17 protein-coding genes are annotated in these 19,712 nt (G+C 56.9%); 5 read left to right on the top strand and 12 right to left on the bottom strand.

Annotated features, from left to right (window positions below; genetic code table 11):
- Positions 1-48: 48 nt before the first annotated feature.
- Together fabB and fabA are read right to left on the bottom strand one after the other, a co-directional pair.
- Positions 49-1,266: a beta-ketoacyl-ACP synthase I gene (fabB, locus tag HALTITAN_RS19975; RefSeq protein ID WP_022520896.1), complete on the bottom strand. Its 1,218-nt coding sequence runs from the start codon at positions 1,264-1,266 to the stop codon at positions 49-51.
- Between the two features lie 13 nt (positions 1,267-1,279).
- On the bottom strand, positions 1,280-1,795 hold the full coding sequence (fabA, locus tag HALTITAN_RS19970; protein ID WP_022520895.1) for a 3-hydroxyacyl-[acyl-carrier-protein] dehydratase FabA: 516 nt from the start codon (positions 1,793-1,795) through the stop codon (positions 1,280-1,282).
- A gap of 281 nt (positions 1,796-2,076) precedes the next feature.
- Between fabA and HALTITAN_RS19965 the strand changes: the two genes are divergently transcribed.
- The gene (locus HALTITAN_RS19965) at positions 2,077-3,918 is read left to right on the top strand and encodes a putative bifunctional diguanylate cyclase/phosphodiesterase (RefSeq protein WP_009288165.1); all 1,842 of its coding nucleotides are present in this window, start codon (positions 2,077-2,079) and stop codon (positions 3,916-3,918) included.
- Here the strand turns inward: HALTITAN_RS19965 and HALTITAN_RS19960 are convergent.
- The 8 genes from HALTITAN_RS19960 to HALTITAN_RS19925 form a co-directional block, all read right to left on the bottom strand.
- Complete coding sequence (locus HALTITAN_RS19960; protein WP_009288164.1) at positions 3,915-4,409, bottom strand: DUF2878 domain-containing protein; 495 nt, start codon at positions 4,407-4,409, stop codon at positions 3,915-3,917. The genes HALTITAN_RS19965 and HALTITAN_RS19960 overlap by 4 nt on opposite strands.
- The gene (locus HALTITAN_RS19955) at positions 4,410-5,678 is read right to left on the bottom strand and encodes an SAM-dependent methyltransferase (protein WP_009288163.1); all 1,269 of its coding nucleotides are present in this window, start codon (positions 5,676-5,678) and stop codon (positions 4,410-4,412) included. It lies immediately after the preceding gene.
- A complete protein-coding gene (locus HALTITAN_RS19950; protein ID WP_241254316.1) occupies positions 5,675-6,472 on the bottom strand; it encodes a DUF1365 domain-containing protein in 798 nt (265 codons plus the stop codon). The genes HALTITAN_RS19955 and HALTITAN_RS19950 overlap by 4 nt, the downstream gene beginning before the upstream one ends.
- The gene (locus HALTITAN_RS19945) at positions 6,472-7,839 is read right to left on the bottom strand and encodes an NAD(P)/FAD-dependent oxidoreductase (protein ID WP_009288161.1); all 1,368 of its coding nucleotides are present in this window, start codon (positions 7,837-7,839) and stop codon (positions 6,472-6,474) included. The genes HALTITAN_RS19950 and HALTITAN_RS19945 overlap by 1 nt, the downstream gene beginning before the upstream one ends.
- Positions 7,836-8,621, bottom strand: coding sequence for an SDR family NAD(P)-dependent oxidoreductase (locus HALTITAN_RS19940; protein ID WP_039860229.1), 786 nt, complete (start codon positions 8,619-8,621; stop codon positions 7,836-7,838). The genes HALTITAN_RS19945 and HALTITAN_RS19940 overlap by 4 nt, the downstream gene beginning before the upstream one ends.
- A 36-nt stretch (positions 8,622-8,657) precedes the next feature.
- Positions 8,658-9,089, bottom strand: a complete 432-nt coding sequence (locus HALTITAN_RS19935; RefSeq protein ID WP_022520889.1) for a nuclear transport factor 2 family protein — start codon at positions 9,087-9,089, stop codon at positions 8,658-8,660.
- 31 nt (positions 9,090-9,120) lie between these two features.
- Complete coding sequence (phrB, locus tag HALTITAN_RS19930) at positions 9,121-10,533, bottom strand: deoxyribodipyrimidine photo-lyase (protein WP_085947162.1); 1,413 nt, start codon at positions 10,531-10,533, stop codon at positions 9,121-9,123.
- An 86-nt stretch (positions 10,534-10,619) separates the two neighbouring features.
- On the bottom strand, positions 10,620-11,540 hold the full coding sequence (locus HALTITAN_RS19925; RefSeq protein WP_009288159.1) for a MerR family transcriptional regulator: 921 nt from the start codon (positions 11,538-11,540) through the stop codon (positions 10,620-10,622).
- Between the two features lie 492 nt (positions 11,541-12,032).
- On the opposite strand from HALTITAN_RS19925, the gene HALTITAN_RS19915 reads away from it, so the two are divergent.
- Positions 12,033-12,935, top strand: a complete 903-nt coding sequence (locus tag HALTITAN_RS19915) for a TIGR01777 family oxidoreductase (RefSeq protein WP_009288158.1) — start codon at positions 12,033-12,035, stop codon at positions 12,933-12,935.
- Here the strand turns inward: HALTITAN_RS19915 and rapA are convergent.
- Both rapA and HALTITAN_RS19905 read right to left on the bottom strand, forming a co-directional pair.
- Entirely contained in the window at positions 12,932-15,877 is a 2,946-nt protein-coding gene (rapA, locus tag HALTITAN_RS19910; RefSeq protein WP_039860224.1) for an RNA polymerase-associated protein RapA, read from the bottom strand. The two genes, HALTITAN_RS19915 and rapA, sit on opposite strands and share 4 nt — an antisense overlap.
- A 113-nt stretch (positions 15,878-15,990) precedes the next feature.
- Positions 15,991-16,794 carry a TlpA disulfide reductase family protein gene (locus tag HALTITAN_RS19905; RefSeq protein WP_039860236.1) on the bottom strand — a complete coding sequence of 268 codons (804 nt, stop codon included), beginning with the start codon at positions 16,792-16,794 and terminating at the stop codon, positions 15,991-15,993.
- 116 nt (positions 16,795-16,910) lie between these two features.
- Here HALTITAN_RS19905 and HALTITAN_RS19900 point away from each other — a divergent pair, with 116 nt between their 5' ends.
- The 3 genes from HALTITAN_RS19900 (at position 16,911) to HALTITAN_RS19890 (ending at position 19,616) form a co-directional block, all read left to right on the top strand.
- Positions 16,911-17,156, top strand: coding sequence for a hypothetical protein (locus tag HALTITAN_RS19900; RefSeq protein ID WP_022520884.1), 246 nt, complete (start codon positions 16,911-16,913; stop codon positions 17,154-17,156).
- Positions 17,157-17,275: 119 nt separating this feature from the next.
- Positions 17,276-18,484: an ABC transporter substrate-binding protein gene (locus tag HALTITAN_RS19895; RefSeq protein WP_009288157.1), complete on the top strand. Its 1,209-nt coding sequence runs from the start codon at positions 17,276-17,278 to the stop codon at positions 18,482-18,484.
- A 151-nt stretch (positions 18,485-18,635) separates the two neighbouring features.
- The gene (locus HALTITAN_RS19890; protein ID WP_039860234.1) at positions 18,636-19,616 is read left to right on the top strand and encodes a Fic family protein; all 981 of its coding nucleotides are present in this window, start codon (positions 18,636-18,638) and stop codon (positions 19,614-19,616) included.
- The last annotated feature ends 96 nt before the right edge of the window (positions 19,617-19,712 follow it).

Raw genomic sequence — 19,712 nt, 5'->3', positions numbered from 1 at the left:
ACAATGGGCGCCGTTTTTATGCTTATCATGCGAGTAGCCGTACTAGCGTTAGTCGTTGAAACGCTGGAAGACTAAACACGCATTGGTACCGCCAAAGCCGAAGCTATTAGACAAGGCACGTTCTATCGTCACGTCATCGCGGCGTTCGGTGACAATATCAAAGCCGTCGGCCTGCTCATCCAAATCGGTGATATTCGCTGAGGCGGCAACAAAGTTGTGTTGCATCATCAGCAGTGAGTAGATCGCTTCCTGTACACCGGTAGCCCCCAGGGAGTGGCCGGTGAGCGATTTGGTCGAGCTCATGGCGGGTGTTGTATTCCCAAACACTTCGCGTATCGCCTTCAGTTCGGCAACATCGCCGACGGGTGTCGAAGTGCCATGGGTATTGATGTAGTCAATATCACCATCGACCGTTGCCATCGCCTGACGCATGCAACGCGTAGCACCTTCTCCCGAAGGGGCGACCATATCATGGCCGTCAGAAGTCGCGCCGTAACCCACCAGTTCGCCATAGATCTTGGCGCCGCGGGCTTTAGCGTGCTCGAGTTCTTCCAACACCAGCATGCCACCGCCGCCGGCGATAACAAAGCCGTCACGAGCTTTATCGTAAGGGCGTGAGGCCTTTTCAGGGGTATCGTTGTAGTGGGTAGAGAGCGCACCCATGGCATCAAACAAACAGGAGAGGGTCCAGTGCTCCTCTTCTCCGCCACCGGCAAATACCACATCCTGCTTGTTAAGCTGAATTTGTTCCATCGCGCTGCCAATACAGTGTGCGGAGGTCGCGCAGGCAGAAGAGATGGAGTAATTGACGCCTTTGATTTTAAACGGCGTTGCCAAGCACGCTGACACAGTGCTACCCATTGTCCGAGTGACGCGATAAGGACCAACGCGGCGCAGACCTTTTTCGCGCAGTATGTCGGCTGCTTCAACCTGATTAGCGCTTGAAGCACCGCCAGAGCCCGCAATAAGCCCCGTACGCTCGTTGGAGACCTGCGCTTCGCTTAGCCCAGCGTCTTCGATAGCTTGGGCCATAGAAACGTAAGCATAGGCCGCCGCGTCGCCCATAAAGCGGAGCAGTTTGCGGTCAATGAGTGCTTCAAGATCGATATCGACGCTGCCTGCCACATGGCTACGGAAGCCACGCTCGGCATACTCTTCCTTAAAACGAATACCGCTACGCCCAGTTTTGAGCGCGTCCAGGACCTGTCGTTGGTCGTTGCCAAGGCACGATACGATGCCAAGGCCGGTGACTACCACTCGTCGCATGGGAGCCTCCTGTTCAGAAATTCGCAGTGGAGGTAAATAGGCCAACGCGCAGATCATTAGCCTGATAAATGTCGCGTCCGTCGACGGTTACGGTGCCGTCGGCGATACCCAAGATAAGACGTCGGGTAATAATACGCTTAATATTAATGCTATAGGTCACTTTTTGTGCATCCGGCAGGATCTGTCCGCTGAATTTAACTTCGCCGCAGCCAAGCGCACGTCCGCGACCAGGGTGGCCTAGCCAGCCCAGGTAAAACCCAACTAGCTGCCACATGGCGTCTAACCCTAAACAGCCAGGCATAACGGGATCCCCAGGGAAGTGGCAGTCAAAGAACCACAAGTCAGGCGTGATATCCAGCTCGGCGATCAGCTCGCCCTTGCCATGCTCACCGCCCTCTTCGTGAATGTGCTTGATGCGATCAAGCATCAGCATGTTAGGAGCCGGGAGCTGTGCATTTCCGGGGCCGAATAGCTCGCCGCGGGAGCAGGCCAGCAGTTCTTCGCGATCAAAGGAATGTTGCTTGGTCACTGAATCGTTCCGAATATCAAATTGGTTGTGTGGCTAGTCTACTTCCCGAAACCGCTGAATGCACGTAACAGGCTATTTATCGTCCATCACTAGAGATTTTAGCGGGTTGGCCGATAGCACTAAAAGTGAGCGGCTTGGCTCATTAATAGCCGATTATGCACAATAAGTGTTCCATTGCCGTAATATAGAGTATCCAAGTGACTTATTAGGCGGCATGATCAGCATGGCACCTAACGCTAATTTTTATCTGAGTTAATTTGTATAGGGTATAGCGAATCGCCATGTGGCTTCCTGTTTCACTCAATCGTCCGTTAGTTTGGGTCGCACTGACGGCGCTTCCCGCCTGTGTTTGGATACCTGATGCGATGCTACGTCTGGTGGCAGCATCGCTGGTCGCGCTTGGGCTGTGGGATGCCTGGAAACAAGTGCGTCAACAGCAGCTACGTCTGCGACTGTCGCAAGATACGTTAAGACTTGCCAGCGATGCCATGGTGATTAGCGATGCGCAAAATCGCGTGATGGTGGTTAACCCAGCATTTACCGAAATTACCGGCTATGCCAGCCAAGAGATTCAAGGGCTGAAGCTGGAGACACTGGCAGCCCCGCGCCATGACAAAGCCTTTTATCAAACGTTTTGGAGTACGCTAAAAAGCACCGGCCGCTGGGAAGGTGAAATGTGGAGCCGCCGTAAACACGGCGACGAGTACCCCGAGTGGCTAAAAGTCCGTGCCGTGACCGACAAACGCGGCAACATTACCCATTTTATTAATTTGTTTGCCGATATTTCGGCACAAAAAGCTCGTGAGCGCGATTTACGCCGTATCGGCTATGAGGACCCTCTCACTGGGCTGCCTAACCGTCGCCGTCTCCACGATCTGCTTGCCTCTCGGCTGCGCCATTTACGCGCAGGTGAGAGCCTGGATATGGCGCTGGTGGATATAGATGGTTTGAAATCAGTCAACGATAGCCTGGGGGTTGAGCAGGGTGATCGGCTGTTAGCACGTTTTGCCCAGCGGCTAACAGGCTATGTAGCAGGGAGCGTGGTAGGGCGCCTGGGCGGCGATGAGTTTATGGTAATCCGTACCACCACTTTTGACGATCACGACCAGTGGGTAGCCACCCTGCGTGAGCATATGAGTCGGCCCTTTGAAATTAACGACCACTCGCTGCGCTTAGGGCTCACGATTGGCAGCTGTCGCGTGCCTGAAGATGGTAACGACTCCGGCGTACTCTTCCAGCGCTTAGAGTCGGCGCTTTATAGCGCCAAACGGCTAGGACGTAACTTAAGTCAGCGCTTTCGCCCGGCGCTGGATAAGCAGGATAATCCTCAACTGGCGCTGGTCAGTGACCTGCGCGCCGCGCTTATTTCCGGTGACCAGTTGGAACTGCATTATCAAACCCAGCATGACCCTGCCAGCGGCGAGCTGGTGGGCATGGAGGCGTTACTGCGTTGGCGCCATCCCAAGGATGGCATGATTTCCCCAGGCGACTTTATTCCGTTGGCCGAGAGGCATGGTTTAATGAGTCAACTGGGAGCCTGGGTGATCGAAAAAGCCTGTGCCCAGCAGGCCCATTGGCGTAATAGTGCTATGCCCAAGCTAACAATTTGGGTCAATATTTCGGCACTGCAGCTGTTTCAAGGTGACCTGGAGAGCCAACTGACGACCTGCCTAAAGCGTTACCAACTGAAGTCTTCGCAAATTGGCTTAGAGCTGACGGAGTCGGTGCTACTCGACGAGCGTGCGGGGGATATGGGGCCACGCTTGCAGGCGCTACGGGATCAAGGCTTTGCGATTGCCATCGACGACTTTGGTACGGGCTATTCGTCGCTTGGCTATTTGAAGCGCTTGCCGGTGGACAAAATTAAACTCGATCGGGCCTTCATTAAAGAGCTGCCGCACGATCAGGCGGACGCCTCGATTGTTAAGGCGGTGCTAGCGATGGCGGAAGGCATGGGGCTAGGAGTGATTGCCGAAGGTGTTGAAACCAAAGAGCAGTGTCAGTTCTTGGTTAATGCCGGGTGCACGTCCGTACAGGGGTTCTACTTTGCTCGGCCGCTTGCCGCCGCTGAGTTGGAAAAACGTCTGGTGCCCACGGCAGTTGCCGCACCCTCTGCCTCTTAAGGCTTGTAGAAACGGCTAATACCCAGACATAGCACCACCCAAACGAGCGCCTGAATGGGGAGCAACCAAGCCGCCATGGTTACCTCTGCCAGTAGTGCGCCGCCATAATAAGAGAGTGGGCCACTAATGGCGCCACACAGCGCGGCTAGCAATGGATAGCGCCACAGCCACGCCAGTGAGTGATGAACCAGGGTGGCAAACAGCGGCCAAAGCATCCATAGCCACAGCGGTAGAAGCCCTAACACCAGCGTTTGATCGTTAAAATCGAACCCACCCAGCAGCTGCAAACCGCCATCAATCACCAGCCCCAGCAGGGCAAATCCGGCAATAAATTGCCACTCCCCAGGCCGCGCGCAGCGCCACAGGTGCCAGACCAACAGGCTGCCCCCTGCTATGGCGGCAACCCATGAGCCGCCGAGCACGCACAGGAGCCAGCCAGCCTCAAAGCGCAGGGCATTCAACACCAGCGCCCGCCACTTGGGTGATGCCATTTAGAGAGCGCCGGTGAGCGGAATGGGCTTAGCCGCCGGCTTAGCCAGCAGTAAGTGGCAGGTGCCAATGGAGCGCTCGATAAAGCCGCCCTCGCAGTAGCACAGGTAGTAGCGCCACATGCGGATAAAACGCTCGTCGTAGCCTAGTGTTCGCACCTGCTCCAGGCTGGCCTCAAAGCGGTGGCGCCACTCGCGTAATGTGCGCGCGTAATGCGGGCCAATTTCATCCAGCGCGACCACGTTCAGCGATGTTTTACGCATAACGCTGGTTAACATAGCGTGGTGCGAGGGCAGAAAGCCGCCTGGAAAAATGTAGCGCTTGATAAAATCCATGTCGCGCTTAGCCTCTTCAAAGCGCTGATCACGAATGGTGATGGCCTGGAGCATAGCCTGGCCATCATCGGTCAGTAGGCTATCCAGTTTGTTGAGGTAGGTATCGAGATACTGGTGTCCCACCGCCTCAATCATTTCCACCGAAATTAGCCGGTCATAGCGGCCGGTCAATTCCCGGTAATCCTGCTTAAGCAGGGTGATTCTGTCCTCCAGCCCCTCTTCCATGATGCGTTTTGCTGTATGGGCGTGCTGCTCATCGGAAATAGTGGTGGTGGTGACTCGGCAGCCACGGGTTTTGGCTGCATGAATCGCCAGCCCTCCCCAGCCAGTGCCAATCTCTAGCAGGTGATGCTCGGGCTGCACATCGAGCTTTTCCAGCATCAAGTCGAGCTTGTAGGTAGAGGCCTCTTCCAAGCTGGCTTCGGGATAGGGAAACACGGCGCTTGAATACATCCAGTGGTGGCGATCTAAAAACGTCGAAAACAGATCGTTGCCAATATCGTAGTGGGCGGCAATATTGCGTTTCGAGCCAGTTAGGCTGTTGCGCTGAAAGCGGTAGGCGGCACCCAGCAGCCAGCGGGCAATGCGAGCGCTGCCGTTCTCCATTTTCCCATTCACATGCTCAAGGTTGGCAGCGAACAGCCGTACCAGGGCGACCAGATCGTCGGCGTCCCAATCGCCGTCCATGTACGATTCTGCAGCCCCCACTGTACCGCCAAAGGCAAGGCGCTTCCAGGCACGGGAGTGGCGAATCACCACGGTCACTTGCAACGGGCCTTGTTGACCTAAGTGATGACACTGATCGCCTTCAATCAGGGTGATACGACCGCCGCGAAAGGTGTCCAGTTGGGCCATTAGGCGTGGCTTTAGCCACTTGGTTAAGCGGCTTTCGGCAACCGGTTGAAGGTTAGGGGGCGTGGAACGCAGGGTCGTCACTTTGAAGTCTCCTTGCGCTTGGGGTGGTTATAAACGGGGACGCGCTTCAGCCACAGGCGAAGTGCTTCAAAATGAATACCCGCAATGGTTTTCAGGCTCATCCATGGCTGGCGAGCCAAGGCTTTTAGCAACGTGCCGCGGGTGGCGGGTGAGGCGTCAAGGGTCAACGTGGCATCAAAATGGCACTGCTGATCCTGCCAATTTTCCATATGCAGAAAGAGCTTTTCGCCGGGTGCATTAAACTTCCAACGGTAAGTCATCTCCATGGGGTTAAACGGCGAGACGTGGAGGTCTTTATCGAAATGTGCTTGGTGACTATGGCGTGAGGGATCCACCGCGCTGGCGTAGCAGGTGCGCTCACGCCAGGGCATATTGGTGACCTCACTTAATACGGCTGTCAGTCGCCCCAGGTGGTCGTAAGCGTAGTAGACGGAAATAGGGTTAAACATGCAGCCCAGCGTGCGTAGCTGGGTAAGCACGCAGATACGGCCATTAGGCGCGCTTCCCAACTGCCGAATTAGCTCTTCGCGAACGGCGGTTTTCAGCGGGCGATCAACCGGCCCCAGATAGTCTTCGCGACGAAAACGCGCCAGCGCAGGGCGACGGGCACTAAAGCCGGGCACCTTGTCGAACAGCTCGGGCAGCTCGTCCAAATCCAGCCAGGCCATCCATAGCTGGTAACTAAAGGCGTGGGATTTGGGCGTAAAGCGCCGGTGGCGTAGGGTGCCACGATAAATACGCGAGCGTGGCTGGGTGGTTATCCCAGCTGTCATTTCAGTCAGCATGCTAGCCATCAACTCAGCCCCTCGACACCTTGCGGCGTTAGCAGCTCATGGGCAGGTAGCGCGGAAGGTGGCGCAGGCGGCGGGGCGGCTTCATCACAGCCTAACGCTTGCGCCACCCGCAGTGCGCTCCACACGCCGTCTTCGTGGAAGCCGTTACGCCAGTAAGCACCGCAAAAGTGGGTGCGATGGGCCGTAGACGAAATGTCGGCGTGTCGCGCCTGAGCCGCCTGGCCAGCCAGGGTGAACTGGGGGTGTGCGTAAGTGTAGCGGCCCAGCACCTTGTTTGGATCAATGCTGGCGCTGTCGTTCAGGGTCACGCAAAAAGTGGTGTCGCTCTCTATCCGTTGAAGGATATTCATAGCGTAAGTGACCGATACCCGTGCTTCGCTATCGCGCTGATCCAGGCGGTAATTCCAGCTCGCCCAGGCGCGCTTGCGCCGCGGCAGCAGGGCGGTGTCGGTATGTAGCACCACTTCGTTATCCTGGTACGGCATGGCGCCGAGGATCGCTTTCTCGTCGCCGCTGGCGTCGCCCAGCATGGCAAGGGCCTGGTCGGCGTGGCAGGCGAGCACTACTTGGTCAAAGCGCTGGGTTCCGGAGGGCGTGGTGATACTAACGCCGGTACTGTTGCGGGTAATTCGGGTGACCGGTGTATTGAGGTGAATACGCGATGCATAGGGCGCCGTCAGACCGGGGATATAGCTTTTCGAACCGCCCACCAGGGTGTACCACTGGGGGCGATGGTTGACCGATAGCAGGCCGTGATTGCGAAAAAAACGCACAAAAAACGCCAGCGGGAAAGCGCGTAAATCACTGATGCTGGCCGACCAGATGGCAGCCCCCATGGGCAGTAAGTAGCGCTGCTGAAAATCGCGGTTGTAGTGGTTGCGATCCAGGTATTCACCCAGGGTTATATGTTCGGGAAGCTGTTGGCTCTCCAGCGCGTTGGTGGCCTGCTTGTTAAAGCGCAGAATGTCGCCCAGCAGGCGATAAAAAGAGGGATTAAACAAATTGCGTCGTTGGGCAAACAGCGAGCCCAAGGTATGACCGTTGTACTCAAAATCCCGCGCTGTTTCATGTACCGAGAAACTCATTTCGGTGGCTTGTGAGGCGACGCCCAGGGTGGCCATAAGGCGCTGAAAGTGCGGATAGGTCCAGTCGTTAAAGACAATAAAGCCGGTATCAATAGCGTAGGAGTCTTCCGCAACGTTCACGTCCATGGTGGCGGTGTGCCCTCCCAGGCGTGAATCTGCTTCAAACAGCGTGACGTCATGTTGGGCGGAGAGGTACCAGCCTGCTGCCATGCCGCTAATACCGCTGCCAACAATGGCAATACGTTGTGATGCCCCAGAACTTTGCGATGCCATGGCGCTCATGACGACTCCTTTTGGCTGCGGGTCATGCGCAGGCCAATCTGACGGCGCACAGTGGGGGGCAAAATGCCCAGCAATTTGACCAGATAGGTAAACCGGCGTGGAAAGTGGATATCCAGCCGCCCCTTCACCAGCCCCGCGATAATGGCATCAGCTGCTTGCTCTGCCGTTACCTGCATCGGCATAGGGAAGTCATTACGTTCGGTGAGCGGCGTTTTCACAAAGCCAGGGTGGATCAGGCTGACCTCAATGCCCTCCTGATCAAGGTCTAAGCGCAGCGACTCTAAAAAGTAACTTACCGCGGCTTTAGACGCCCCATAGGCTTCCGCACGAGGTAGCGGTAAATAGGCTGAAGCGCTGGAGGTGGCGGCTAACCGAGCCAGGAGGCCCTCTTTGCGCGCCGCGCGCAACAGCGGCAGTGCGGCTTCGACGCCGTACAAAGTGCCGAATAGATTGGGCTTCAAAACCCGCTCGACTAAGTCCATATCGAACTGCTGAGCATTCAGATATTCGCAGGTGCCGGCATTAAAGAGCGCCAAATTTAACGCCCCGAGCTGCTCGCGGATGTCGTTACCCGCCTTGAGCACTGCTTGACGGTCGCTGATATCCAGCGGGAGAGGGTGGGCATTGGGGTGGCCATGGCTCAGAGCTTCGAGTGCTTCGTCACTGCGCGCGCTAAGCACTACCTGGTGGCCTTGGGCGATGAGCTTACGCGCAAGCGCTTCACCAATGCCGGAGGTGGCACCGGTTAACCAAATGCGTTGGGGCGTTTTCCATGTGCTCATTAAGCCTCCTCGGGTTCCCTGCGGTGATGTTATCGCTTAGGCAAGGCGTTTTTTTAACCAGCGAATGGCGCTTCCCATCAGCGGTAAATGTTCGTAAAGCATGGCGCCCGCATCAAAATAATCGCGATGACGCTCAACGCGCCCATCGGCGGCAAAGGTAAGTGCGCTACAGCCTTCCACATTGACCGGCTGGCCACCTGCCAATCGGGGATGAATAAACGTCATGCTCCAGGTGACAAATGCTTGCTGACCCTGTAACTGTCGAGTGTGGTAAGTGAAGTGGCACTGCTCGACATTTTCATACATGGTTGAAAAATAAAGCGCTAACGCGTCGCGACCTTCAATATGGTGCAGCGGGTCACTAAAAATTATATTTTCAGTATATACCTCGTATAGCTTTTCTGTACAGGTATTGTCTAGTTTGTTAAAAAAGGCGCAGAACGCCTCTAATACCGCAGGCTCAGCCATCACGGTCTCCCTAGTAGTTGCTACAACAGATTTATTTAGAGAGCGATTTAAATGCCTCTAAGGCGCGCTGACGTGCTGCCTTGTGATCGACAATAGGCGCTGGATACTCGACGTCGCTAAGCAGATCCTGAGGTGGCGCGTGGCGCGCTTTGGCGGGTAGTTTGGCAAGCTCAGGCAGCCAGTGGGCAATAAACTCACCGTCCGCATCAAAACGGGTGGATTGGGTGGTGGGATTGAAAATACGGAAGTAGGGCGCAGCATCAGTACCCGTAGAGGCCGCCCATTGCCAGCCGCCGTTATTGGCGCAGAATTCACCGTCAATCAAGTGGCGCATAAAAAAGGCTTCACCGCGTCGCCAATCAATCAGTAGATGTTTGCTTAAAAACATCGCCGTGATCATGCGCAGTCGGTTATGCATCCAGCCGGTGTTCACTAATTGGCGCATGGCGGCATCAACAATGGGATATCCCGTACGCCCCTCGCACCAAGCCTGAAAGCCTTCGTCATCGTCACGCCAAGCTAGTTGCTTGGTATGCTCCTGAAAGGGCTGGTAACGGCATACCTGCGGAAACCCCACCGCTACGTGCTGATAAAATTCTCGCCAGACCAGCTCGTTGACCCAGGTAGTAAGGCCGGTATCGCCATCGGCTAAGTGGTCGCCGTTTTCGCTCATCACCGCTTGTAAACATTGGCGATGGGAGATCATGCCTAGCGCCAGATAGGGCGACAGTTCACTGGTGCCGCGCACCTTCGGTAGGTCGCGCTGGGCGTTATAGTGACGACCACGAAAGCGTAGGAAGCGCGCTAAGTTATCCGCCGCGGCATTTTCACCGGCTGGCCACAGCTGCCCATCGATAGGGGAGCTATCAAGCTTGGGAAGTTCAGGCAGCAGGTCGCTTTGAATATCCAGCGCCGCTTGTACCTGTGGCGTCGCGCGCAGCGCCAACTGATCAGCGCTGACCTGCTTGTGCCACGCCTTGGAGAACGGTGTAAATACCCCGTAGTAGTCGCCCTTCCCGGTTAGCAGGCTGCCGGGGGCAAACGCTATGGCATCGTGGTAGCCATGTGCAGTAATCCCGGCCTGTTTGAAGGCGTCTTGCACAGCCTGGTCGCGGTGGCGCTCATTGAGCGCGTACTCGTGATTGAAGTGCAACTGCTCAACATCATATTCGAGAGCGATCTCAAGCAGCACCTCGGGTGCCTGGTCATAACGTTCAATATCGCGATGCAGCAGCGGAATATTCAAACCGTTAAGCGCCGTTTTGACGCTAGCGACGCCGCGCGCCCAAAAATCCAGCTTATTAGCGCCGTGGCCATGCGCTTGCCACTGAGGAATGCTGCGCAAAAACACCGCTATCACAGGGCCCTTAACCGCGGCGGCGGCGAGGGCACTGTTGTCGTCAATACGCAGGTCGCTGCGCAGCCATATCAACTGATGCTTTATAGGCTTTCCGGTCATAGGGGCCTCCTGCGACACAAAAAAATGGCCGGTCGCCACGAAGGCGAACGGCCAGAATGAAGGCGCGCTGGTTAGAGTACGCCAGACTCGCGTAACAGTGGGCGCAACCGGGCAATCGCCTGAGGCAGGTCATCGCCCAGCATGTGTACTGGCCCATCGCGCAAATCGTTTTCGCGCAGACGAGCCACTTCGCCGCATACGCCGATGGGTACGTTAAGCGTCTCAGCCGCTTTAGGCAGCGCCTGGTTGATATAGCTATCGCTCTCCCGCTGACCGCTAGAGAGCAGCACCATGGACGAGTGCAGCCGCGCCACTGCCTGGGGAAGATCCTCAAGCGGCAGCGAGTGGTCAAGCATCTGCACCCGGTAGCCCTGCTCGCTGGCCATTAGCGCCGACATCAGTACCCACAGCGGGCCGGGGTCGTCGGGCATGGCGTTGAGTAGAATCAGCGGGCCACGGGTAGCCTGATTGGCATAGTGCAAGCGGATGCCCACCTGGCTGCGCAGAAAGGCTTCCAACGTGCGGCGAACAAGCTGGTCTGCCTGAATGGCCCACTTGGCTTCTAAGGTCAAAATAACTGGCTGCCAGAGTTCATTAATGGCCACGCTCAGTGGGTAGAGCGCCAAACTCTGATGATAAAACGCCTCCAGCTTGGCGAGATCCAACGCTTCGATAATAGCTTGCAACTGCTGGCGCTGGCTCGCCCAGTCTCCGGCATCAGGTGACGGGGCTTCAATTGTTTCTGGCTGGTCAAGCAAGTCGGCGACTTGACTGACCGGCACACCACGATTGAGCCACTGCAGGATGCGTTCGATGCGGGTGATGTCGTCCTGAGCGTAAAGACGATGACCTTTCGGAGTGCGCTGGGGGCGAATTAGCCCGTAACGTCGTTCCCAGGCGCGAAGCGTGACCGAATTCACCCCAGTTAAGCGAGAAACCTCGCGTATCGGATAGAGTGGCGTATCGGGGGGGTGGGTCGCCTTAAGACTCATGGGCGCCAGTACCTCTTCGTTGACTGCAGCGCGGCGCTGCAGGGGCTTGTTATTGTTCGCCGCGGCGAAGGTGATTCATGTTCCATTTAAAGGTTGCCTGATTTAAAAACTAAACATTAGCACGATACTGTATGCCCATTTGTACAACTTGTCGCTACCCGGTACAACCTTTATAAGAATCCTTCTTAATCATTTAAGCTCGCTCTTTATTGAACCGACCGGCCTATTAGCGCCTTTCCTAAACGGTGGCCGGATAGCCAAGCATCCTCAACGCGGCCGTCGCGGAAGCTGTCGCCGCACAGAGCCAGGCCACTTGCATTGTATAAGAAATCATGTGCGCAAGTAGTTGATGGCTGCGCATAGCGCCAGCGATAAGCAGCGCTTTTGATCATCATTGTGCGCCTGCCGGCCGCGTGAACTAGCCTGATAGGTAAGTGTCGGCCAGGCGGCTATGCAGGATTTCAACGATGCCACCAACAGGAGCAAAACCCCATGCGTGTATTAATCACCGGAGGCAGTGGCTTTGTCGGCCAGCGACTATGCCGGCAGTTAGTTGAACAGGGTCACGAGGTGCAGGTGGTCTCCCGCTCGCCTCACCAAGTGCGGGATCGTTTGCCGAACAATTGTGACATTCGCGATAGCGCCCAGGCGTTTATTGAATCGCCGCCGGACGCCTTGGTTAACCTGGCCGGTGAGCCGATTGCCGCCAAGCGCTGGAGCGATGAGCAGAAAGCCAAGCTGATTAACTCCCGGGTGGCGGCGACCGAGCAGTTGGTGGCGCTTTGCGAGCAGCTCAAAGCTAACGGCCAGCCGCTGCCCAAGGTGATGGTATCGGGTTCAGCGATGGGCTACTACGGCGATCAGGGCAAGCGCGTGGTGACTGAGAAGACCATGCCTAACGATGAGTTTGCCCATCGGCTGTGCAAACAGTGGGAGGCAGCCGCTAAGCCTATTGAGGCCATGGGCGTGCGGCTGGCGATTGTGCGCATTGGCCTAGTGCTAGAGGCGGGTGGAGGCAGCCTGGAGAAGATGCTGCCGCCGTTTAAGTGGGGGGTGGGTGGCCGCTTTGGCAGCGGCGAGCAGTTTATGCCGTGGATCCACCGCGACGATTTAGTCGCGGCGATCCTGTTTCTCATCAATCAAGAGGACTTGAGCGGTGCCTTCAATGGCTGTGCCCCGCATCCAGTGACTAATGCCACCTTCACTAAAACCCTGGCCAGTCACCTCAATCGCCCGGCCATTTTCCCAGTACCCGCTTTTGTATTAAAAGCGGGCTTTGGAGAAATGTCGCGGTTACTGCTGACCGGAGCAGATATGCGCCCCGTGCGCCTGGAAGAGGCAGGGTTTAGCTTCCAATACCCCACCCTGGACAAGGCGCTTGAGGCGATCCTTTAGCGGTCGGCATCAACGGTGATAATCACCCGTACTGAGTCCAGCCGCAGGCGGGTGTTTTCAATGGCTTCGCTAAGTGCCTTGCGCTCATCTTTTAGCGCGTCGATTTCCGCACTGCGCACCGCCGGGTTGTGCTCAGCCAGGGCGGTTAAGCGGGCAATCTCGGCGTCCAACTGAGTGCGCATACGCGCTTCGGCGTTCTCGACGATGCTGGGCAACTGGCGCTCGGCTTCGCCTTCACCCTGCGTTAGCAGTTCACGCAGCTGGTCGTGACGGCTCTTGATCAAATCCCGCGCCAGCGACTTGTTGACCTTCTGCAGGTTTTTGCCCAAGCCGGTGAAGGAGATCTTGCTGGTCAGGTTGGCGCCCGATTCATCCAGCAGCAAACGCACCGCGGTGGGTGGCAGGAAGCGGTTAAGGTGCAGCTTCTTGGGTGCCGGGCAGTGGGTGCGAAACACCAGCTCGGCCATCAAGCGGCCGCTGGGAATGGCGTCGTGGCGCAGCAGAGCCAGCGCCGAGTTGCCCATGGTGCCATCCAGCACCCGACCCATCATTTCACGCAGCAGTGGGTGTTCCCAGGAGAGCCGCTGCACATCGTCACGGGCCAGCGCCTGGGAGCGGCTGTAGGTGGCGGTAAAGCCCTCTTCACCTTTAACCAGGCCCGGCAGGCCATCCAGCATATGTTGGCTGGGCTGCAGGTGCATTAAGCCTTTGCCGATCTCCTGGCTATCCACGCCGAAAATATCCAGTGCCCGTTCCAGGTAACGCGGCAGGGCAGCGTCATCGTCAAGCTCGCGCACCGCGTCGATCACCTGCTGAGCGCGGGCGGGGCGGCAGGCGTTGAGCTCAAGCAGCCGGTTACGGCCCGCATCGTGCTCCGCCAGCTTGGCGCTAAACATCGTACGGGTTTCGGCGATGATCTCGTCAAGTGCCTCATCATCCAGCAGGGCATCAGCCAGGGCGTCACCAAAGGCATCAAACAGCTCGTTGCCGACCCCATGGGGAGCACTGAACGCATCCATGCCTTCGTGGTACCAGCGCAGCAGGCGCTCGCCGGGGCTGCCTTCGAAGGTCGGAATGTGCAGCTCAATGGCGTGGCGCTGACCGATGCGATCCAGGCGGCCGATGCGCTGTTCGAGCTGATCCGGATGCTGAGGCATATCGAACATCACCAGGTGACGGCAGAACTGGAAGTTGCGCCCCTCTGAGCCAATTTCCGAGCAGACCAGCACCTGTACGCCCTCATCCTCATCGGCAAACGCCGCCGCCGCGCGGTCACGCTCGATCAGGGAGAGGTCTTCGTGGAACACCGGCGCGTGGTAGCCGCCCAGCACCCGCAGCCCTTCAGCAAGCCCTTCGGCGGTTTCCCGGTGGTGGGCAATGACCAGGACTTTCTCGTTAGCGAAGCCGCTCTCACTGTCGTCGCTGAGCTTTTCCAGTAGCCAGTTAACCCGCGGATCGATGTGCCACCAGTCTTCGCCGTTGAGCGGATCATTGCTGAGCTCGCGGTAGGCCGCGTCGGGATAGATCAGCACGTCGGGGTGATCCATGCCGGTCTCGATCAGCAGCTCGTCAAGGTAATCATCGTCGCGCTCTAAGCGGCGCACCACGCGACGGTAGGCCGAAGGCAGCGCTAACGGTGCCAGGTTTAAGCGCCGCTCCGGGAAGCCTCCTACGTGACGGCGGCTGTTGCGGAACATCACTCGACCGGTACCGTGGCGATCCAGCAGCGCTTCGCTCAGTTGGTCGCGAGCGGTGTCCTGCTGCGCTTTGCTTGCCTCCGGGTTGCACAGGATGGCCAGCAGCGCCTGGCTGTCGCGGTCATCGGCTACCGCAGAGACGTCGCTACGGGCGCTAGGGTCGTCAGGCAGTGCCTCCAAGGCGTCGATGGCGCGGGCCACTTCGGTGTAGTGGCTCTCTTCGGCTTTGAAGCGCTCAAGATCATGGTAGCGCTCGCTATCCAGCAACCGCAGGCGGGCAAAGTGGCTCTTGATACCCATCTGTTCGGGGGTCGCGGTGAGCAGCAGCAGGCCGGGAATCACCGCCGAAAGCTGTTCGACGCACCGATAGCCGGGGCCGCTGCCTTCTTCACTCCAGTCGAGGTGGTGCGCTTCGTCAACAATCAGCAGGTCGAACTGGCTGGCCAGTGCCTGCTCTTGACGCTGAGGGTTGGCAAATAGCCAGCCCTGGCTCGCTAGCACCAGCTGGGCGCTCTCAAAGGGGTTGGCGCTGCCGTGGGCCTGGCTCTGGGTTTCATCCAGTAGCGAGACGTTGAGCGAAAAGCGTCGCAGCAGCTCGACCAGCCACTGGTGAGTGAGGCTGTCGGGTACCAGAATCAGCGCCCGCTCAACGCGGCCATTGAGCAGTAGGCGGTGCAGAATCAGGCCAGCTTCAATGGTTTTACCCAGGCCCACTTCGTCCGCCAGCAGTACCCGAGGTGCATGGCGGTTGGCAACTTCATTGGCAATGTAGAGCTGATGGGGTATCAGATCGATGCGCGGCCCGGAAAAGCCCAGCGCGCTGTGCTGCTCGATACGTTGATAGTGGTGCAGGGTACGAAAGCGCAAATCAAACCAGTCGTTGCGATCGACCTGGCCAGTCAGCAGGCGGTCGCGAGCCTGGTCGAACTGCATGGTATCGGCGAGTTTGGCCTCGGGCAGCTCGCGCAGATTGCCTTCCTTGTCTTCACCGATATAGGTGATCAGGCCGTTGGACTCTTTGCTGTCATCGACAACGATCTGCCAGCCGTCAGCAGAGAGTACGCGGTCGCCGCTGCCGAACATAACGCGGGTCAGCGGGGCTTGGCGGGTGTTGTAGGTACGGGTTTCCTGACTGGCACTGAACAAAATGGTAACGCTACGGGCGTCGCAGTTAAGCACGGTACCGAGCCCAAGCTCGGCTTCGCCGTCGCTAATCCAGCGTTGGCCGGGAGAAAAATCGCTCATGATGCCTCGGGAGAGTCTGCAAAACGGGTCGACTGCCGCCGGTAGTGAGCGCCGGCAGCAACAGGGCGGGGGATTCTAACGCAAAGCAGCGGGGGGATTAAGGTGTATCGGCATCAATCTTGTAACCAGCGATCCAGCTGGGCGCGAGTAAGCTCGCCAACGTGGATATCCAGGGTGTTCCCCTGGCCGTCGAACAGCACTGTGGTGGGCAATCCCGGTGCTTGAAAAAGCGCCATCAGCTGCTGGCTGGGGTCACGCAGGGCGTAGCGAAATTCAAGCTGCTGCTCATCCAGGTAGCGCACCATGGGCAGTAGGTCTTCGCCTTGGTTAGCAACCACCACGCTGACACCATCGCGTTTTGCGGCCTCCTCGAGCAGCGGCATTTCACGCAGGCAGGGAGGGCACCAGGTCGCCCACAGGTTGACGATAATCAGGTCAGCGTTGTCGGTCAGTGAGGGCAGATGCACGTCATTGCCTTCCACATCCTCAAGGGTGATCTCCGGTAGGGCGTCAACCGCAAAGTCATTGCCCAGGGGCGCCAGGGTGACCAGCACCAGCCATAGGCTGGAAGCGGCGATCAGCATGGCCATTGCTCCGCCCATGGCCAGTAACCGAGCCCGCAGCGTCCAGGCCGTCCATACCAAGCCAACCGTCATCCCCCACAGGCCATGGTAGCCGGGTTGCCAGACTTTGAGCGCTTCAAGCGGGGCGGCGCTATAGCTATCCAGGTTGAGCAGGATATGGCCCACTCGAGCGCCCACTAACCAAACAATAATAAGCCCGGTAAACCAGCGCTGCTGAGCCGGGCGAGGCAGCCCTAGCAAGAAGCGCGCGCAGAGCAGTAGCAGCAGCGCGCAGCCAACGGCGTACAGGCGTGGTAGCGAAATCAGTAGCGGGCCGAGAGCAATGGCGTTCATGGATTTCCCGTTCAGGTTTTCAACGTAGGTTTTTAATTTGGGTTCCCAGTTAAGCATGTTGCGAAGCAGGTACACTAGGAGACCATATCATTTGAGCTGAAAATTACGGAGACGTTATGCCCTCACCCGCTTTCGATAAGCTGCGCGCGCTAGCGATCGGATCCCAGGCGATTGGCTTGATCCTGATAATGACTCTGGAAACGGTGATGGGCAATGCGGCTCGCCCCTGGCAGGGTGTGGTGTTGGCCGCCATGCTGATCACTGCGTTAACGATTGCGCTGGTGCGGCTTTACCGACGCAAACGCCTTCAAAAGCAGCTCGCTGAACGCAGGCGATATCTTGAGGAAGGCGAGGAGCGTTAGAAAGCGTTGCTTGTGTTTTTGCCGTTCCAGTTCCAGATTAATAGCAGCCTTAACGATTGTCCGCTGAGGCACACTAAAAAATTGCACAACTTTTTACGACACTGGGAGCGACAAATAATATGATCAATAAGCGCGCATTAGCCACCGCTGTGGCGGCCTCAACCCTGGCAATGACCGGGTTCGCACAGGCAGAGGTCAAAGTTGGCTTCTTGGGCGGCTTTACCGGGGGAATCGAAAGTTTAACGCCACCCATTTTTGAAGGTGCTCAACTAGCCGTAGAGCAGATCAATGAGCAGGGCGGCATTCTAGATGGCCAAACGTTGGTGATGCCGTCCGGTGATACCACCTGTTCCGATGCATCGGCTGCCTCTAACGCCGCCGACCGCATGGTGAACTCTGAAAATGTCACCGCGATTGTCGGTGCGCTGTGTACTGGTGCGACCATTGCTGCGGCTAATAACGCCGCCATTCCCGGTGGTGTGTTGATGGTGTCGCCCGCTTCGACTGCCCCTGCGGTATCTGAGCTGGACGATAATGATCTCGTCTTCCGTACCGTGCCGTCGGATGCTTTCCAGGGCGAGATCCTTGCCAAGCTGTTGCTTGAAAAAGGTATCGACGCAGTGGCGGTCACTTATGTCAACAATGATTATGGTCAGGGGCTTTCTGACGCCTTTAGCGCTGCTTTTGAAGCCGGCGGAGGTGAGATTACTGAGAACCTTGCCCACGAAGATAACCGCGCGGATTATCGCTCTGAGCTAGGCTCACTGTCAGTCAGTGGCGTGGATACTCTCGTCGTGCTGGCCTACGCCGACACCTCGGGTCAGACCGTGCTGCGCCAAGCCTATGAAAGCGGTATGTTTACCCAGTACGTAGGTGCTGACGGCATGGTCGGCGATAGCCTTATTGAAGCCATCGGTGCAGACGTGCTGGATGGCATGATCGCCACGCGCCCCGGCAGCCCTGACCTGCCCGGTACCGATATCTTTATCGAAGCCGCCGAAGCTGCTGGCTTCGATCCAAGCGCAGTATTTGCCGCCCAGGCCTACGATGCCGCTTTCCTGGTCGCATTGGCGATTGAGCAGAACGGCAGCGCCGAGCGTGAAGGCCTTTCCGAAGCACTGCGCAGTGTTTCCAGCGCCCCCGGCGAGGTCATTCTGCCCGGCGAGTGGGAAAAAGCGGTTGAGCTGATTGCCGCAGGCACCGACATCAACTACGAAGGCGCCTCTGGTTCGCATGAGTTCGATGACAACGGCGACGTGCCTGGCGTGGTGGTCGAGATGGCTGTGGAAGACGGCACCTTTACCAGCAAAGGTCAGGTTGATCTTTAATTCTCAGCATTAGTGTTAAAAATGCCGGGCTTATTAAGTCGGGCATTTTTTATTTGGCATGGCCCACCTTGTTGTCCTTAATCTTCCCTGCAATTCCACGTGTGATAGAATCAGAATTAAATTCTGAATGTGTGGGGGGATGATTAAACCCATGAGTTATAAACCCCCGTTTACCATCACCGCCGATATTCTCAATCTGGTCGCAGAGATCAGCGAGCAAGTGGGCAGACTGAACGCTAATGCACTGGATGCTTCGCCTCAGTTGCGCAAGCAAAACCGCATTAAAACCATTACCGGAACGTTGGCGATTGAAGGCAATACCCTGACTGAAGAGCAGGTCACCGCGATTGTAGACGGCCAGCGCGTGATGGGGAGTGTGCGCGAGTTGGCTGAGGTCAAAGGGGCGATTCAGGCTTACGATGCCTTACCCAAGCTGCAACCTGATAGCATCAATGACTTACTCACCGCCCATGGCTTGATGATGTCGGATATTCTGGTAAATGCTGGCGAGTTTCGGCATAAAGCGGTGGGCATCCACAAAGGGAATGTAGTACATCATGTTGCGCCACCTGCTCATCAGGTATCGGGGCTAATGGAGGATTTAACCCATTGGCTAAAACAGGCTAAAGACCATCCTTTAATTACCAGCAGTGTATTTCATTACGAGTTTGAATTTATCCATCCTTTTAACGATGGCAATGGTCGCATGGGACGCTTGTGGCAAACGCTGATTTTGTCGCAATGGCATCCGCTGTTTTTATCGTTGCCGCTGGAAAGCGTTATCAAAGACAACCAGCAGCGCTATTACCAAGCGCTTGAACAAGCGGATCAGCAAGCCGAGAGCACGCCCTTTATTCATTTTATGTTATCGGTCATCGCTCAGACACTAGTACAAAACGCCCCTGTAAATGTCCCTGTAAACGCCCCTGTAAATGTCTCTGGGCTAAAAACACCTGAAGCGATCATGGCGTTAATTCAGCACAACCCGGCGATTACTCGCCAGCAAATAGCCGACACCACAGGGAAAGACATACGTACTATTGGCCGTGCGATGGCCAAGTTACAGCAAGCGGGCAGGTTGAAAAGAGTAGGGTCAGATAAGTCGGGCCATTGGGAGATTATCAGTGAGTGAGCCCCACCCCACGCTTTTCGTTATACGAGTATTGATTGTTACCAAAACTTGTCGTACTGAAGGCGCTTGGTGACCTGTTGCTGCCCGAAAGCGCGC

The sequence above is a fragment of the Vreelandella titanicae BH1 genome (genome assembly GCF_000336575.1).
GTDB classification, from domain to species: domain Bacteria; phylum Pseudomonadota; class Gammaproteobacteria; order Pseudomonadales; family Halomonadaceae; genus Vreelandella; species Vreelandella titanicae.
This window is presented reverse-complemented; position numbering and strand designations above follow the sequence as displayed.